The organism is Nocardia sp. CDC159, assembly GCF_023740735.1.
In the GTDB taxonomy this organism is placed as follows: domain Bacteria; phylum Actinomycetota; class Actinomycetes; order Mycobacteriales; family Mycobacteriaceae; genus Nocardia; species Nocardia pulmonis.
In genome coordinates this window covers 55,471-72,948 of the sequence record NZ_JAMRXH010000015.1, presented here as the reverse complement: position 1 = coordinate 72,948, position 17,478 = coordinate 55,471, and the positions used below count along the sequence as shown (strand labels likewise).

The following is a 17,478-nucleotide window of genomic DNA, read 5'->3' as shown; positions in this document are numbered from 1 at the left end:
GGTTTTCCTTCAGAACAACGGATCGTGGCGGATGTTCTTGGTCGGCGTCCCGGCGGCCATCAGGCGGAACTTGGTGGTCTGCACCATCGAGGGCGAGCCGACAATCTGGACGTCGTGGTCCTTCCACGGCCCCTCGGCGGCGACCACCCTGCCGATCTGACCGATCCGGCGCGGCTCCAGCCCCGGCAGCTCCCCGGCCCGCTCGTCCCCGGAATCGACATACCACCAGGGGTTTTCCTCGTTCTCCACCACGGGTGTGACCGTGAGCCACTTATTGGCGACGGCCAGCTCGCTCAGCGTCCGCAGATCGTAGAGATCGCACGGATGATGGCCGCCGACGAACAGCCGCACCTTCGGATTCGAACGGCGCTGGGTCATCGCCATGAGTTGCGCACGCAGCGGGGCGATTCCGGTCCCGCAGCCGACCATCAACATCTTGCGGCGGGTATTGCGCGGCACGCCGAGCCCGCCCAGCGGCGAGCCGAGCAGCCACTGATCACCGATGGCGGTATGCCCGATCATGGCCGGACTCACCCAGCCACCGGCCACGGCACGAATATGAAACTCCACCTCGCGGTTGGCATTCGCGGGTATGGCCGGGGACAGGTAGCGCCACATGCGCGGCCGGGCCGGGATCTGCACGCTGATGTACTGCCCGGCCGCGTACTGCATGGGCTGGTCCAGGCGCAGCCGCACCACGGACAGATTCTGCAGCACCGCGCGATTCTCGATGACCGTGCCGGTCCAGTAGGGCGGCGTGTCCTCCTGGTCGGCGGCCTTGATCATGGTCTCGGCGATCAGCCCGATGCCCTCGTCCCAGGCCCGCTCCACCTCGTCGGTCCACATCTCGGTGCCGGTATAGGCGCGCAGCGCCGCGTGCAGCGAGGTGCCAACAGCCGCGTAGTGTTCCGCCGTCACCCCGTACTTGCGGTGGTCGCGCCCGAGCTGGGCCAGGAAGGGCAGTAGCTTCTCCGGTTCCTCCAGCCGATCGACGACGTAGCCGATCGCCTTCACGAGCCGATCGCGCTGGGCGTCCAGGGCCGCCGGAAAGAAGTCGCGCACATGTGGATGGTCGGTGAACAGGATGGCGTAGAAAGACCGGGCGAGCTTCTCCGGTCCCCCCTCCTCCGCAGCAACCGCCTTGAACGTCGTTCTTATCAATGCGACGGTCCGCGAATCCATTTGTCTCACAACCCCATTTCGCACTAGAACCAGGCCTAGCCGGCGAGTGAGGTGCTGCGGGACACTCGACAGCAGCCGATGTCAAACGAGTGTAGGCGAGGTTTGCCAGCAACGGAACGCGTCGTTTAAACAACACGTGTGTAATTCCGAAAATACCAGGCGTTCTTGGTCATTCACCGCCCGAAACAGACCATTAGTACAGGACACGCCGAGTGTATCGGCCTGCGCCTCAATCGATTTGCACGGTTCTACATGAAAAACTCGGATTTGCAGCGATTGTGCGGCAACCGATCTCGCTTTCTCACGCACTCTCCCCGCAGGACAAAACCGACCTTTCGGCAACGATTTGGCGATCGCCGCGCCCAGTTCGGTACGAATGTCCCACTCGTAAGTGGTGTCCGTTCAGATGAAAGCTCAGCACATAACTCGCAACAAAACGCAATGATGCGAAAGGGATTTCGTCGGACGAAAACAGCGCCTCTGTCTCCAGAGGCGCTGCCTTACAGGTGTTTCCGCGGAGAACTACCGGCGCTTGTTGCGTGGCTGCCAGACCACCAGCGCGGTACTGCGCTGCGGCGACAGTTCGGGCAGATAGCGCGAGCGCAGTCGCTCGACCTCCGAGGTCAGCTCGCGGACCCGCTGCTGCAGTTCCTCGACCTGATTGGTGAGTTCGATGATCCGCTTGATACCGGCCAGGTTGACGCCCTCGTCCTGCGACAGCCGCTGCACCTCGCGCAGCAGCTCCACATCGCGGGCCGAATAGCGCCGGCCGCCGCCCGAAGTGCGTTGCGGCGTAACGAGTCCCAGCCGGTCATAGGTACGCAGCGTCTGCGCGTGCATACCGGCCAGCTGAGCCGCCACCGAAATCATGAAGTACTCGGTGCCCGTCGTCCTGTCCTGTGGCTCCCGGTCCATCACGCCCCTGCCCATCCGGCACGCGGGTCGAACCCGCCTTCCTTCTCCGCCTCCGCATAACGCCGCAAGGCCTCGGAGGCATTGTCGTCCAGCTTCTGCGGTACCGCGACCTTGACGGTCACCAGCAGATCACCGGCACCGCCGCCGCGCTTGGGCACACCGCGCCCGCGCACCCGCAGCGTCCGGCCGTCGGCGGTGCCCGGGGGCACCTTCACGCCGACCCGACCGTCCAGTGTAGGCACGGAAACCGTTGTGCCCAAAACCAATTCGGCATAGCTGACGGGCAGCACCAGGGTCAGGTCGTCGCCGTTGCGGCCGAAGACCTTGTCCTGGCTGACGTGCACAGTGACATACAGATCACCCGCCGGGGCGCCGCGTAGGCCCGCTTCGCCCTGACCCGCCAACCGAATTCGCTGACCGTCGCGCACCCCGGGCGGGATGCGCACGGTGATCGTGCGCGTCCGGTTCTGAATGCCGGTGCCGCGGCAGTCCGAACACGGATCGTCGATGATCGACCCGGTCCCGCGGCAGTCGTCACACGGCTCGCTGAATCCGAACGCGCCCTGATTACGGCTGATCACGCCGGTTCCATTGCAATGCGGGCAGACCCGCGGGCTGGTCCCCGGCTTGGCGCCGCTGCCGTGACAGGTGGTGCACGGCGACGGGCTGGTCATCCGCAGCGGGACGGTCACGCCCTGGGCGGCCTCGCGGAAGCCGAGGGTCGTCTCGGTCTCCACATCACTGCCGCGCCGGGGCCGCGACGACGCTCGCGCGCCCGCGCCGCCCCGATTGAACAGGCCGCCCAGCAGATCGCCCAGGCCCCCGTCGGCTCCGGCCGAAGCCGCGCCGCCGAAGATATCGCCCAGGTTGAACTCGCTGAAGCCGCCCTGTCCGGCGTAGCCACCACCCGGCGAGAAGCCGCCGCGGCCGAAGCCGCCGCTGGCGAAGAGCCTGCGCGCCTCGTCGTACTCCTTGCGCTTCTCCGGATCCGACAGCACGGCATGCGCCTCGCTGACGGTCTTGAACCGCTCCTCGGCCTTGGCATCCCCCGGATTCTTGTCCGGGTGCAGATCACGGGCCAGCTTGCGGTAGGCCTTCTTGATCTCGTCCTGGGTGGCGCTGGAGGAAACACCCAGTTCCTTGTAGAAGTCCTTTTCCAGCCACTCCCGATTCACCGGGCATCTCCTCCTTTCTTCCTACTGCTCGCCTGTGCCGGCATCCGTGCCAGCGTTCGTCGCATCCGGCGTCGCCGCCAGATCTGCCACCCCGTCGGTGACTCCGACCAGGGCGTGCCGCAGCACGCGGTCACCGAAGCGGTAGCCCTTGCGCATCACCACACCGATCACCGGATCGTGTCCGTCGCCCTCGTGCTGCACCGCCTCGTGCAGGGTCGGGTCGAAGGGCTCGCCCTCGACGCCGAATTCCTCGAGGCCCTGCTTGCGCAGCGCGTCGGAGAGCTTGTCCGCCACCGACTTCAGCGGTCCCGACTCCAGATCGCCGTGCGCGCGGGCACGGTCGAGGTCGTCGAGCACGCCGAGCAGCTCCGTGACCACCGCCGCCTTGGCGGTTTCGACAGCGGCCTTGCGGTCGCGCTCGACGCGGCGGCGGTAGTTGGTGTACTCGGCGGTCAGCCGCTGCAGATCCGCGGTGCGCTCGGCAAGCTCACCACTGATCGCGTCGGCCAGTGAATCCGAACCGTTCTCCGAGGCGGGCTGGGCCGAATCCTGGTTCTCTCCAGCGGAATCGGCCGGAGCCGCGGCGGCACCCTCGGCCGCCGCGGCCTGACGAACCTCGCCCGTCTCCGGATCTACCTTGCGGTTGTCCACGATGGTGACCGGCTCCTGTTCCGGGCTCTGATTCGTCACTTCTTCTCCGGCTCTTCCACAACCTCGGCGTCGACCACGGTGTCATCGGAGGCCTGGCTCGGGCCCGCGCCGTTGCCGGACGCCTGGGCATCCTGCGCGCTGGACTCGTAGATCGCCTGGCCGAGAGCCTGCGATTCGGTGGCCAGCTTCTCCACCGCGGTCTTGATGGCCGCGATATCGGTGCCCTTCAGCGCCTCGTTGGCCTCGGCGATGGCGGCCTCGACCCTGCCCTTGATCTCGGCCGGGACCTTGTCCTCGTTGTCCTTGATGAACTTCTCGGTCTGGTGCACCAGCGACTCGGCCTGGTTGCGGGTCTCCGCCTCCTCGCGACGCTGCTTGTCCTCGGCCGCGTGCGCCTCGGCGTCCTTGATCATCCGGTCGATCTCCTCCTTGGACAGGCCGGAGCCGTCCTGGATCTTGATCGTGTTCTCCTTACCGGTGCCCTTGTCCTTGGCGGTCACGTGGACGATGCCGTTGGCGTCGATGTCGAAGGTGACCTCGATCTGCGGCACGCCACGCGGGGCCGGCGGAATACCGGTCAGCTCGAACGAACCGAGCAGCTTGTTGTGCGAGGCGATCTCGCGCTCACCCTGGAAGACCTGGATCTGCACGGACGGCTGGTTGTCGTCGGCCGTGGTGAAGGTCTCCGACCGCTTGGTCGGAATGGTGGTGTTGCGCTCGATCAGCTTGGTCATCACGCCGCCCTTGGTCTCGATGCCCAGCGACAGCGGGGTGACATCGAGCAGCAGGACGTCCTTGACCTCACCCTTGAGCACACCGGCCTGCAGGGCGGCGCCGACGGCGACGACCTCGTCCGGGTTCACGCCCTTGTTGGGCTCCTTGCCGCCGGTCAGCTCCTTGACCAGCTCGGAGACGGCGGGCATGCGGGTCGAACCGCCGACCAGCACGACGTGGTCGATATCCGAGACCGAGATGCCGGCGTCCTTGATGACCGACTGGAACGGCTTGCGGGTGCGGTCCAGCAGATCGGAGGTGATCTTCTGGAACTCGGCCCGGGTCAGCTGCTCGTCGAGGAACAGCGGGTTCTTGTCCGCGTCCACGGTGATGTAGGGCAGGTTGATCGAGGTCGACTGCGAGGACGACAGCTCGATCTTGGCCTTCTCGGCGGCCTCACGCAGCCGCTGCATGGCCATCTTGTCCTTGGTCAGGTCGATGCCCGAGCTGCCCTTGAACTTGTCGACCAGCCACTTGACGATGCGCTCGTCCCAGTCGTCGCCACCGAGGTGGTTGTCACCGGAGGTGGCGCGGACCTCGACGACGCCCTCGCCGATCTCCAGCAGCGAGACGTCGAAAGTGCCGCCACCGAGGTCGAAGACCAGGATGGTCTGCTCCTTGTCGCCCTTGTCCAGCCCGTAGGCCAGCGCGGCGGCGGTGGGCTCGTTGACGATGCGGAGCACGTTCAGGCCCGCGATCTGGCCTGCCTCCTTGGTGGCCTGGCGCTGCGCGTCCTCGAAGTAGGCGGGGACGGTGATCACCGCGTCGGTGATCTCTTCACCCAGATAGGCCTCGGCATCGCGCTTCAGCTTCATGAGCGTGCGCGCGGAGATCTCCTGCGGGGTGTACTTCTTGCCGTCGATTTCGACCGTCCAGTCCTCACCCATGTGGCGCTTGACGGACTTGATGGTGCGGTCGACGTTGGTGACGGCCTGGTTCTTGGCGGGCTGACCGACGAGCACCTCACCGTTCTTCGCGAACGCGACGATCGACGGGGTGGTGCGCGATCCTTCCGAGTTGGCGACGACGACCGGCTCCCCGCCTTCGAGAACGGCGATAACCGAGTTCGTGGTCCCGAGGTCGATACCGACCGCACGAGCCATAGTGGTTCCTCCTAGTTGACGTACATCTCACAACACTGAGCGGGGTCCGCTCAATCCTGCCCGCCGACCCTATCCGAGTCAACCACAGACTTGAGTGCATCTCGCTCAACCTGGTGTTGTACAGCTCAACGACCACCCGCTCCGGATGATTCCCGGGGGACCAAGATTTTTTCGTGGTCACCGATGACCCACCCGCGCCCACGCAGCGCAGTGACCTCCATCACCCCGCGCGGTACCGTGCCGGTATGAAGGCAGTCGTCTGTTCCGAAGGCAAACTGGAAGTCGCCGATATCGAGCCGCCGCGGCCCGGGCCCGGCCAGGTGCTGATCAATGTGTTGCGCTGCGGCATTTGCGGTTCGGATCTGCACGCGCGGGTGCACTGCGACGAATTGGCCGAGCTGTCCCGGGCCACCGGCTACGACCACTTCATGCGGTCCGATCAGCGCATCGTGCTCGGTCACGAATTCGTCGGGGAGATCATCGAATACGGCCCGGACTGTCGTAAACGGTGGCGGCCCGGCACCCGGGTGGTGGCGCTGCCGATCCTGCGGCACGGCCGGGAACCGCATCTGACCGGACTGTCCGAGGCCGCGCCCGGCGGGTATGCCGAACAGGTCGTGGTCCAGGAGTCGATGACATTTCCCGTGCCCAACGGAGTTTCGACCGACCATGCCGCACTCACCGAGCCGATGGCGGTGGCCTGGCACGCCGTGCGCCGGGGCCGGGTGAGCACCAAGCAGACCGCCTACGTCATCGGCTGCGGGCCGATCGGACTCGCGGTCGTCGTGATGCTGAAGGCGGCGGGGGTGAAAACCGTTGTCGCCAGCGATTTCTCACCGCGTCGGCGGGAGCTCGCCACCCGCTGCGGCGCGGATGTGGTGGTCGACCCCGCCACCGACGCACCGTGGACCGCCGCGCCGCGCAAGACCCGCATCACCCGCGTCACCGACGTGCTCAATCTCGGCTTCGACGCCATGGAACGGCTGCGCCGGATCCCGAATCTGCCGTGGTGGTACGGCTTCCGGCTGGCGCACACCCTGGACGCCGGGCCGTCGGGGCCGGTCGTATTCGAATGCGTCGGCGTGCCCGGCATCATCGACGACATCCTCACCGCCGCGCCCCCGCGCTCGCGGGTGGTCGTGGTCGGCGTCTGTATGCAGGCCGACACCATCCATCCCGCGATGGCCATCAACAAGGAGATCGACCTGCGCTTCGTCCTGGGCTACGACCCGGGCGAATTCCGCGACACACTGCATATGATCGCCGACGGCAAGGTCGATCCGTCCCCGCTCATCACCGGCACGGTCGGGCTCGACGGCGTCGACAACGCCTTCGCCGCCCTGGCCAGTCCGGAACAGCACGCCAAGATCCTCATCGATCCCGCCGCCACGGCGACCGCCCCCTGAACCGGCCGCGGCCGATCATGGGTGGCGTGGGCGCACCCGGGTCAGCGGCGCGGTGGGCGGCTCACGCAGCAGTTCGGCGATGCCCTCGGCACTGCGGGTGGCGACGAGGCAGGCGTTCGCGGTGACCTGGTCGGCCAGCGGATGCCGGGCGCGGGCGCGCCATTTGCGCACGGCGGCAAGGGCTTGCGCGCGCACGGTCGCCGGATCGGCGGTGGCAGGCAGTCCGAGGCGCAGCTGCGGCGCGATGCCCGAACCGCCGATCAGGCGATACATCTCGGCGAGATCGTCGGCGGGAAGCGGGAGTTCGTCGGTGCGCAGGCGGCCTAGCAGGCGCAGCTCGGCGAAGCCGTGCACATCTGCCAGCAGCGTGCGCGCCCGGGGCAGCAGCTGATCCGCCGCGGTGCCCGGATGGGCGGAGACAATGCGATCCAGCGCGGTCAGGGCCGAATGCGCCTTCAATTGGTCGGCGCGCTGGGCGAATTGGATGTCGAGCACCGAGCGCAGCTCGTCCAGGCCGCTGCGTCGGGTCAGTTCCGTTGCCAGCGAGGCGGAATCGCGCACGCCGAGCCGGATCAGGGTGACGGCCATGCGGATTCCGAACAGGCCGAAGCGGGCCGCCAGATGGGCGCGCAGTTCCGGCGGCACCGGCAGCGGCAGATCGGGGCGGGCGAACCGATCCGCCGACAGCAGCGCCGCACCCAATTCCTCGGCCGGGACCGTGGCCAGCGCCTCGAACGCGTCGTATTCGCGCTGCCGCAGCGTGACGGCGGCGAAGGCGAGCAGGCCCGCCACCGGGATCACCGCCTGGCACAAGCCGGTTCGCTCGAGTTCGCCCGCGAAACGGGCCGCGACATCACGCGCCGAATGCAGGGCATCGATGCGGCCCGCGCCGATCTCGTCGGCGCGGGAGACCACGCCGATCACCCCGAGCGGTCCCGATCGTCCGGTCGTCGAGCCGATTCGCTCCAAAAATCCCACATCGGCGGCGTCCAGACGGCGCAGCAGGTAGACGATGGCGTCCGCACCCGGCGGGGCCGCCGACTCGGAATCCTCCGGCGTCAACAGCCGCGCCGTTCGGATCGATACCTCCCGCGACAGTGAGGAGGTGCCGGGGGTATCGATGATCGTCGTGCGGGCCAGCGCCGCGGCGGGCCATTCCACCTCGAGGTGATCGACCTCGCGGGCGGGCCCGCGGTCCCAGCGCGGCGCGGTCAGATCGAAGGTCAATCCATGCGCGCCGGGCAGTCCGTCCGCGCCGGCCTGCCGCCGCACCACCACATCGGCCCGGGAGCCGTCGGCGGCGAAGGCGGTCACCCGCGGGGCGGAACCGTTGCGATACCAGGTGACCATCCGCGTGCACTCGGTCGCGTCGGTGGGGGCGATGTCCTGTCCCACCAGGGCATTGAGCAGCGTCGACTTACCGGCCTTGAGATGACCGGCCAGCGCCACCCGCAGCGGCTGATCGAGCCTGCGGGCGCACTCGTCGAGCTGTGCGGCCGGGCGGGAACGCGGTGCGAACGCCTGCCGGGCGGCCGCCACCAACCGGCGGGCCTCGGGCATGATGCCCTGGGTCGCGCCGGGGACCTCGAAACTCACGCGGTCACCGTACCGGAGCGGGTGCACGGCCTCCCGGTTTACCCGGGCAGCATGGCATCGGCATGGCGGCGCAGCTCGGCCACGATGCGCAGTTGCCGCTCCAATTCGGCGCAGCGCTCGTTGCGCCGGGCCGTCTCCACCCCGGCCGCGTCCTGGGCCGCCTGCAGCGACTCGTTGATCGAGCGCAGGCTGCGGTCGGCGATGCCGGTGAAGTGGTCGCGCAGCACCCGGTGCACGCGGTGCAGCCGGTCGCGCGACTCCTTACCCGCCTCGAAGCTCACGTCGTCGAGATAGCGGCGGACCGCATTCTTGGCCTCGTTGCGGCGGCGCATCAGCCGTTCGCGCTTGTCGTCGCGGAAGGCCTTGCCGCCCAGCAGGACTCCGGCGCCAAGCGAGACCGGATTGATCAGCGCCAGTCCCGCGACCGTGCTGGCCAGGCCGACCATCACCATGCCGCCGTAGGAGCCGCGCATGCCGACCAGCAGCTTGTGGCCCAGCCCCAGATCCGGTTCCAGATCGGTGAGGGTGATCGAGTCGACCCGCGAACCCGCCGGATCCAGCCCCGCGCGCACATTCGGCAGATCGACCGCGCCGAATTCCCGAAAGTGCTCGGCCACCCGCTCGGCCAGGTGCAGGGCTCGGGCGTGGGTCCACAGCAGGTTGTCGCCGATGGCGGTGTCGACCGTCGCGGTGAGCCATTCGGCCATATGCTCCCAGAGCCGTCCCGGATCGTTCTCGTCGATCCACTCCTCGGCCGTGCGGCCGATGGCGCGCAGCCGGTCGCGCAGATCATGGTCGATGTCTCCGGCCAGGTCGGCGATGCCGTCGCCGAGGGTCTGCTGCCAGGTGGCGGTGCGGCGGTGCAGATCCTCGGCCTGTGTCTTGGCCGTGCGCAGTTCGCGGATGGCGACGGCGCCGCGCTCGGGATCGCGCAGGGCCACCAGCTCACTGCCCAGGGCGAGAGCCAGATGTTCTGCGGCGGAGGAGATGTCGAGTGCCACGGCGCGGCGGGTCGCGGCCTGGTCGCGGGCCACGACCTGGTCGCGCAGGAAGTCGAACAGGGCGCCGAAGCCGGATTCGCGGCCGAGTTGTTCGTCGCGCAGTCGCATGGCGTGGGCGCGCAGGAGTGCGGAGACGGGGAGGATCCGCAGCCGCAGATTGTTGCGGTGCAGATGCTGCTCGTCGGCCTGATGGACCTGTCGCCAGTGCGGATAGAGATCGATCTTGCTGAGCAGCAGCGCCACCGCCGGACAGAGCTGGTGGACCTGGCGCAGGAAGTCGACCTCGGGTTCGGTGAGTTCGGTCGAGGCGTCGGATAGCACCAGTACCGCGTCGGCCGTCGGCGCCAGGCCGAGAACGCTGGTGGCTCCGGGATTCCCGTGGCCGCCGATGGCCGGGGTGTCGACGAGCACGATGCCGTCGGCGAGCAGGGGGTTGGGGGCCTGGATCTCCAGGCGCAGTACGTGGCCGTGCGGGGAATGCGGGGTGACCGCGGCTATCGCGTCGAGCGGCAGCGGCATTCGGCGGCCGTCCGCCTCGGTACCGGTTGGACCGGCGAGCACGAGCTCGGCCCGCGGCTGTGGGCCGTGCGCGAGCAGGACGGGGACGGTGGTGGTCGCATCGTCACCGACCGGGCAGACGTCGAGATTCAACAGGGCGTTGACGAATTGACTCTTGCCCTGATTTCCCAGCCCCGCCACCACGATCCGCCGCCGCGGATCGCGGACCCGGTCGGCCAGCTGCTCCAGCCGACCGACCAGGTCGTCGCGCTGCGCGGCGCGTGCGGCGGTGATGGTCTCCGCGAGCACCGTCGGCAATGGCAATGCCGGTGCGCTGCTCGCGGCCCCGGCCACCACGATCCCCATACCCGTCCTCACTCGCCCTTCGCTCAGTGCAGCAGTCCGCCGGTGACATCACCGCTGGCGTGCGTCTCCACGCCACCGCCGAGATGACCACCCGCATCCCCGAACAGCCCGCTCGACCCCTGCGCGCCCGCCTCCAGCGTGCTGTCGATCGCCCCGTGCGCGGACCCACCGACACCAGCGTCCACACCCGTCCCGAACGAGGTCCCGACCCCACTCCCGAACGCCTGCGAAACATCCACGCTGGACCAGGTATTCGCCACCGAGGACTCCACACTCCCCCCGACCGACGAACTCACCTCACCACCGGCATGCACTCCGGTATCCACAGCCCCACCGACACCGGTGGAAAGCCCCGCGCCCAAACCGGACCCGGCATGCGCCACCCCACCCAGCGCACCATCCACACCGGAGGACAGCCCCGCCTCCAAACCGGTTCCAACCTGGGCCGCACCCCCCAAGCCCGACGCCACATCGCCACCGGCATGCAGCCCGGTATTCACAGCCCCACCCACACCGGTGGAAAGCGCCGCGTCCAAACCGGACCCGGCATGCGCCGCCCCACCCAGCGCACCATCCACACCCGAGGACAACCCCGCCTCCAAACCGGTTCCAACCTGGCCCGCCCCACCGAGTGCGCCGCTCACACCGGACGTCAGATCACCACCGGCATGCAGCCCGGTATCCACAGCCCCACCCACACCGGTGGAAAGCCCTGCGCCCAAGCCAGATCCAACCTGCGCCGCCCCGCCGACGCCGGACGTCACATCACCAACGGCACGCAACCCGCTATCCACGGCCCCTTCCACACCCGAGGACAGCCCGGCCCCAGCCTGCGCGACACCACCCAACGCCCCGCCAAGGTTCCCGGCCGCACCGGCCGCCCCACCCAGCCCGGCCTCCAACCCACTGGCCGCCGAACCACCCAGCGAACCGGCGACATTCGAGCCGACCTGCGCCGCACCGCCGAGGGAAGCACCCACCTCCGTCCCTACCTGAGCCGCACCGCCCAGCGCCCCACCGAGGCCACCGGTCACACCCTGCAACCCGGCCTCCACCCCACCGGCCGCCGAACCACCCAGCGAGCCGGCAAGATTCGAGCCGACCTGCGCGGCACCCTCGACGGGGGTGCCCAGATCCGCGCCCACCTGAGCCGCGCCACCCAGCGCCCCACCAAGGCTCCCGGCCGCACCCGTCGCCCCGTTCACCCCGGCCTCCAGCCCGCTGGTCAGCGAACCGCCCAGCCCAGCACCGATATTCGATCCGACCTGCGCGGCACCGCCGAGCGAGGCACCCACATCAGTACCCGCCTGCGCCGCACCACCCAGCGCCGCGCCCAGATTCCCAGCGGCACCGGTCGCACCTTGCAGCCCACCGGCCACCGAACCACCAAGCGAGTCAGCGAGATTCGAGCCCGCCTGCGCGGCACCGCCGAGCGAGGCACCCAGATCCGCATCCGCCCGCGCCGCACCATCCAGCGCCGCGCCGAGATTCCCGGCCGCACCGGTCGCACCGTGCAGTCCGGCCGTCAGGCCGGTGCTCAGCGACGCGCCGAGGTCGGTGCCCGCGTCGACCGCGGTGTTCAGGGCTGCGGAGAGGTTCGTGCCGAGGTGGGCTGTGGCATCGGTCACACCGTTGAGGGTGCCGTTCACCGCGCCGGTGAGGTCGGCGGTGGTGTTGGTGAGGGCCGTGGCGGCCGTGCTGAAACCGGTTTCGAGGCCGGTTGTCACGTCGGCGCCGATATCGCTGTGCAGGGCCGCATCAATGCCCGCGGTCACGTTCGCACCGCCGGCGACCGTTTCGCCGAGGGTCGCGGCGGCACCGGTCAGGGCACCGATCCCGGCGGCGAGTCCGGCCTCGATGCCGCCCACCGCGCCTGCCCCGGCCGCGGCGGCCGCACCCAATCCGGCGGACAGGTTCGCGCCCAATCCGGCCGCGGTCTGCAGACCCGCGGACAGGCCCGCGCCCAGGTCGGCTCCGGTCACACCGGACAGGCCGATGTCCAGGCCGGTGCCACCCTGCACGCCGGTATTCACCCCGGCCGCGAGGCCCGCGGCCAGATTCGCCTGGGTCGCCGCGGTCGCGGCGGCGGTGGCGCTCGCGGCAGCGGTGGCGCTCGCGGCGACACCGGCACCGGCGGCCACGATCGCCGCCAGCTGCGAACCGCCGCTGATCAGCGCCGATTCGGCCACCATAGGGGCCACGGCGGCGATATCCTCCGGCGTCACCGCCTCCAGACCCGCGGCGGCCAGCGCCTGGGCCGGATTGGTGCAGTAGCCCACCGCGGCCTCCTGATCGCGCAGCAGGCCGAGAATGAACTCGAGAATCGCGTTGGGACTCATCGCACGTCGTCTCCTGGTTCGGCGGACCTAGTGGCGATCCGCGGTAGTCGAATTGCCTTTCACGCTAGGAAGACGATCCGTTACGCCGAAACGGGGGGAAACCCCCTCATCGCGAAGCCGAGCGCATTGGGGGCAAGCATGGCATTAGGGGAATTTCCCCAGTGTTACCCGAATCGAAGTAACGAGGTCCCCCCAGCAACCGACAGGCCCCGTAGGTCGCGCCGACCTCACCCGCGCAAATGAACAAGGGGATCTCGAATGACTCAGGGCCTGGCGCTCGGCATCACAGTCGGGTCGTCGAACACGGTCGCCGTGACGACTTCGGGGGGAGGCGGCGATCTTCGCGACGCCGCGGCACACGTCCGGCCGAGCGCACCGGGAACGACGGACCTCCTGTCCCGCGTCGGCGATCCGGTCGCCATCCTGACCGACGACGGCACCTCGATCGCCGCCGCCGATCTCGTCGCCGAACTGGTCAGTCACACCGTCAATACGACCGGTCCGAGCGCCGCGATGCTCGCGCATCCGGCGTGGTGGTCGCGCCATACGGCGGCGGCGCAGCGAGCCGCACTGGACCGCGCGGACCTGTCCGAGGTGGCGCTGGTCTCCGAGCCGGTGGCGGCGGTGCGCTGGCTGGAAACCGCGCGCGGCCCCATCGATGCCGCCGCGGTGCTGGTGTACGACCTGGGCACGACCGGGGTCACCGTCTCGGCGGTCGGCACCGGACCGTGCGGCGGACTGCTCGCCGAACCGCTGCGCTCCACCGAGATCGGCGGCGCCGAATTCGATCTACTGACAATGCGTTACGTGCTGGCAAACGTTCAGGGTGAAAACGATTTCGACCCCTTCGACCCGATGGTCGAAAGGGAATTGGCCGCCCTCCGCCAACGCTGCGGAAAAGCGAAAGAGGAGCTTTCCGGAATTACCGCGACGGTGGTTCCGGTCCGGTTGTCCGGCACCGCCCGCGATGTCCGCCTGGTCCGCGACGAGCTCGAGGACCTGCTGCGCGAGCCGCTGCTCGGTTCGCTGGAGCTGATCCATCAGGCCGCGCGCCGAGCTGGCCTGGGCGCGATCGAGAAGATCCTGCTCACCGGCGGCGGTGCCGCGATTCCGCTGCTGACCGAGCTGGTCTCCACCGAGTTCGGCGTGGCGGTCGTCTCGGCCGCCGAACCCGCACACACCGCCGCCTCCGGCGCCGCCCTGCTGGCGGCCGAACAGTCGACGGCCGCACTCGACACCGTGGCCGAGCCCGAACTCCCGGCCGCACCCACCGACGCCATTCCCGCACTGCGGCACCGACTTCCGGAGCCGGATCGCTCGCCGGTGCTGCCACCCCTGCCGCAGTCCCCGCGCCCCGAACGCCGTGGCGCCTGGCGACGAGTGGCCTTCATCGGCGGCGCCGCGGTCGCCGTCGCGGCGCTCGCGACCGGCACACTCGCGCTCGGCACGGCGGTGCAGACCTCGCAGACCTCGAATTCGTCTCCCTCCCCTGCGATCTCGGCCACCGACGCACCGACCAGCGCTCCCGGCGTCGCGGCCCCGGTCGCGGACAACGGTTCCGCACCCGGGGGACGGACCCGGACCGCGGCGTCGGTCGGCGCGAAATCCACCACCGCTCCCGCCGCACCGGGCACATCCGCGACGCCCGCGGCGGAGCAACCCGCTCCCGCCGCCGGAGCCCCGGCCGCGCCCGAGCCCAATGCCGCCGCCCCGCAACCCAATCCGGCCCCGGCTCCGCCCCCGGCGCCATCCGCGCCGACGGTGCAGCCGCCGACCGTGCAGCAGCCGTCGCCGCCCACGGCGCCCAGCCGCCCGCTGCCCGATATCGGCGGCACGCTCAACGACGGCCTCGGCCAGGCGGGCAACACCCTCGGCACCGTGCTGCAGGCCCCGGGCCAGGTACTCGGTCATACGGGTGGCTGAGGTCGAAACGTGGTCGCCACCAACGCAGTCGCGCTCGAATCCCTGCCGGGCGCGCGAGAGATTCTCCGGGAATTGGACGCCCAGGACCGCGAGCCGCGGGTCTATCTGATCCGCGGCCGCTCCGGCACCGGCAAGTCCACGCTCCTCGCCGCCCTCCGGCAGCGCCTGCGCGGCCGCGGCGTCACCTCCTGCGACGAGATCGATACCGCCGACCCCGCCGCGGCTCCCGCCCTGATCATCGACGACGCCCACACCCTCGACGCCGACCGACTCGGCAGGCTCACCGCCGCGGTGGAGGCGGGCTGCTGCACGATCGTCGCCGCGGCCCGCCCCCGCCCGCACGACACGGCCCTGCGCGCACTGGCCGACGCCGTCTCCCGGCACGGTCGCGTGCTCGATCTGCGCGCCCTCGGCGTGGCCGAGATCGCGCCCTTCGCAAGGGAATTGGGGATGATGGTGCCCCGCCCGGTGGCCCAGCACATCCACCGCCAGACGGCGGGCATCCACGGCGGCGTGGTGGCGGCGCTGACCGCGGCGTGCGCGACCCGGCTGGACGCGGGCATCGCCGCGGTCGACGAGGCCGTGACCACCTGGGCGCGCACCCTGCTCGACGGCACCGATCCCCGCCTGCTCGAGGTCTTCGTGGTCGCCACCACCGGCACGGGCCTGGATCCGGGCGAACTCGCCGAGGTACTGGATCTCGAGCCCGACACCGCGCTGGACCTCATCGACCGCGCTCGCGCGAGCGCCCTGATCACCGACGCGGATCTGCTGCTCGCCCCCGCGGTCGCGCCGCTGCGCACTCTGGTCGGCGACCGCCGCTTCCTGGCCGTACAGCGCCGCCTGCTGCGGGCCCGCCTGGATGCCGGTCTGCTGCGCGACAACACCGCCCTGCTGCTGGCCGAATCCGGGGTGCGCGACCCCCAGCTCGCCGAATTCCTCTGTGCCACGGCGGAAAAGGCGGGCGAGGAGGCCGTGCGCTACTACGCCGCCGCGGCCGCCGCAGGCGCCGACCGGCAGGCCGTCGCGGTGCGCTGGGCCGAGGCCGCCGCCCGCACCGGCGACGGCGAAACCGCACTGCGACTGGCCGAACCAGTACTTTCGTGCCCCGGCGCACCACCGGCCGAACTCGCCGCGGCCGTGCGCATCTGCGCGGGCGTGTGGACCCGGCGCGGCCTGGCCCCCCGTGCCGCCCAACTCTATTCGTGGCTGGGTCCGCACCGCGTCGGCGCGGACTGGGCGATCGGCGCGACCGTGCAGTACCTGGCTGGCGAGGTCGAGGCCGCCGCCGCCCTGTCCGCCTCGGCCGCGCACTGGCCGCCCACCGAGGCAACGGCCCGGGCGGGTTTGATCGCCACGGCACTCGCACAAACCCTGCACCCCACCGAATCCCCGTCCCGCGCCGCGGCCGTGACCGCGGCCGCCGCCCTGATCCAGGCCGCCCGCGCCGACACCAACCCCGCCATCGACCGCTTCCTCCCCTGCACCGCGACCGCTATCGCCACCCTGCTCTGCCTGAGCATGGGCGAACCGCGCCGGGCCGCCGACGCCCTGCGCGGCGGCTCCGATCGCGACCCGCACCTGCTGGTGCTGGCCGCCTGGACCGCCATGCTCGGCGGCGACGAACAAGCCGCCGCCAAAACCATTGCCGCCCTTGATCTTTCGACCCTATCCCCGCGCGACCGCCTGCTGGCCCACGGCGTCGCGATCGGCCTGGCCCGCCGCGGCGGCGACCACACCGCACTGACCCTGGCCTGGCAGGCCGCCCATCCGCTGTTCGACGATGTCGGCGCGGATCTGCTGGCGCTGCTGCCGATCGGCGAGCTGTGGCTGGCCGCGATCCGGCTGCGGGACGAGGGCCGGGTGAGCGCACTCGTGGACGCCGCGCGAGAGCTGCTGCGCCGCCTGGCCAATCCGCCAGCCTGGGCGAATGCCTTCCACTGGTATGCCATCCAGGCCGCGATCGCCCACGAGCGCCCCGACGAACTGCTGCCGCCCGCACAGGCGCTGAAGGCCGCCGCGCACGGTGGCGACGCCCATGCCGCGGTGCTGGCCGACGCCGGGCGCACCTGGGTGCTGGTGCTGCGCGGCCAGGTCGTCCAGGAGGAGGTGGCCGCCGCCGTGCGCCGCCTCGCCGGAATCGGCCTGATCTGGGACGCGGCCCGCCTGGCCAGCGAGGCCGCCCTCGCCGCGGGCGATTCCACGACGGCGACCGCGCTGCTCAAACTGGCCCGCTCGGTGCGCACCGAGGCCCGTCCGCAGCAGCGCCCGATCCCGACGACCGAGGCGACGCCCCAGCCGCTGCCGGAAACCTCCGCCGCACCCGCCGACACCCTGCTCAGCGAGCGGGAACGCGAGGTGGCCGAGTTGGTGCTGCTCGGACTGACCTATCGCGAAATCGGCGCTCGGCTGTACATCTCGGCGAAGACAGTGGAGCATCATGTCGCGCGGATCCGGCGTCGCATCGGAGCCGGTTCCCGGTCGGAGCTATTGTCGATGCTCCGCGCCATGGGACACGGTTCGCTGCTCGTGTAAGGGTCCGGCGCGGA

Annotated in this window: 11 protein-coding genes; 3 read left to right on the top strand and 8 right to left on the bottom strand. The window is 70.1% G+C overall.

The window, feature by feature from the left end; genetic code table 11:
• Positions 1 to 9: 9 nt before the first annotated feature.
• The 5 genes from NDR87_RS27835 to dnaK form a co-directional block, all read right to left on the bottom strand.
• Positions 10 to 1,182 carry a globin domain-containing protein gene (locus tag NDR87_RS27835; RefSeq protein WP_251916270.1) on the bottom strand — a complete coding sequence of 391 codons (1,173 nt, stop codon included), beginning with the start codon at positions 1,180 to 1,182 and terminating at the stop codon, positions 10 to 12.
• Between the two features lie 522 nt (positions 1,183 to 1,704).
• Positions 1,705 to 2,097: a heat shock protein transcriptional repressor HspR gene (locus NDR87_RS27830; RefSeq protein ID WP_251916268.1), complete on the bottom strand. Its 393-nt coding sequence runs from the start codon at positions 2,095 to 2,097 to the stop codon at positions 1,705 to 1,707.
• Complete coding sequence (dnaJ, locus tag NDR87_RS27825; protein WP_251916267.1) at positions 2,097 to 3,272, bottom strand: molecular chaperone DnaJ; 1,176 nt, start codon at positions 3,270 to 3,272, stop codon at positions 2,097 to 2,099. Before dnaJ ends, NDR87_RS27830 begins: the two co-directional genes overlap by 1 nt.
• 21 nt (positions 3,273 to 3,293) lie before the next feature.
• Positions 3,294 to 3,962: a nucleotide exchange factor GrpE gene (grpE, locus tag NDR87_RS27820; RefSeq protein ID WP_251916265.1), complete on the bottom strand. Its 669-nt coding sequence runs from the start codon at positions 3,960 to 3,962 to the stop codon at positions 3,294 to 3,296.
• Positions 3,959 to 5,800 carry a molecular chaperone DnaK gene (dnaK, locus tag NDR87_RS27815; RefSeq protein WP_251916263.1) on the bottom strand — a complete coding sequence of 614 codons (1,842 nt, stop codon included), beginning with the start codon at positions 5,798 to 5,800 and terminating at the stop codon, positions 3,959 to 3,961. The genes grpE and dnaK overlap by 4 nt, the downstream gene beginning before the upstream one ends.
• A 245-nt stretch (positions 5,801 to 6,045) precedes the next feature.
• On the opposite strand from dnaK, the gene NDR87_RS27810 reads away from it, so the two are divergent.
• On the top strand, positions 6,046 to 7,206 hold the full coding sequence (locus tag NDR87_RS27810; RefSeq protein WP_251916261.1) for a zinc-binding dehydrogenase: 1,161 nt from the start codon (positions 6,046 to 6,048) through the stop codon (positions 7,204 to 7,206).
• Positions 7,207 to 7,221: 15 nt separating this feature from the next.
• On the opposite strand, the gene NDR87_RS27805 is transcribed toward NDR87_RS27810, so the two are convergent.
• The 3 genes from NDR87_RS27805 to NDR87_RS27795 form a co-directional block, all read right to left on the bottom strand.
• Positions 7,222 to 8,766 carry a dynamin family protein gene (locus NDR87_RS27805; protein ID WP_251916529.1) on the bottom strand — a complete coding sequence of 515 codons (1,545 nt, stop codon included), beginning with the start codon at positions 8,764 to 8,766 and terminating at the stop codon, positions 7,222 to 7,224.
• Between the two features lie 74 nt (positions 8,767 to 8,840).
• Positions 8,841 to 10,667, bottom strand: a complete 1,827-nt coding sequence (locus NDR87_RS27800) for a dynamin family protein (RefSeq protein WP_251916260.1) — start codon at positions 10,665 to 10,667, stop codon at positions 8,841 to 8,843.
• A gap of 23 nt (positions 10,668 to 10,690) precedes the next feature.
• Positions 10,691 to 13,006 (bottom strand): IniB N-terminal domain-containing protein, encoded by a 2,316-nt coding sequence (locus NDR87_RS27795; RefSeq protein WP_251916258.1) that lies wholly within the window; start codon positions 13,004 to 13,006, stop codon positions 10,691 to 10,693.
• Between the two features lie 258 nt (positions 13,007 to 13,264).
• Here NDR87_RS27795 and NDR87_RS27790 point away from each other — a divergent pair, with 258 nt between their 5' ends.
• Together NDR87_RS27790 and NDR87_RS27785 are read left to right on the top strand one after the other, a co-directional pair.
• Positions 13,265 to 14,929, top strand: a complete 1,665-nt coding sequence (locus NDR87_RS27790) for an Hsp70 family protein (protein WP_251916256.1) — start codon at positions 13,265 to 13,267, stop codon at positions 14,927 to 14,929.
• A 9-nt stretch (positions 14,930 to 14,938) separates the two neighbouring features.
• On the top strand, positions 14,939 to 17,464 hold the full coding sequence (locus NDR87_RS27785) for a LuxR C-terminal-related transcriptional regulator (RefSeq protein ID WP_251916254.1): 2,526 nt from the start codon (positions 14,939 to 14,941) through the stop codon (positions 17,462 to 17,464).
• Positions 17,465 to 17,478: the final 14 nt, after the last annotated feature.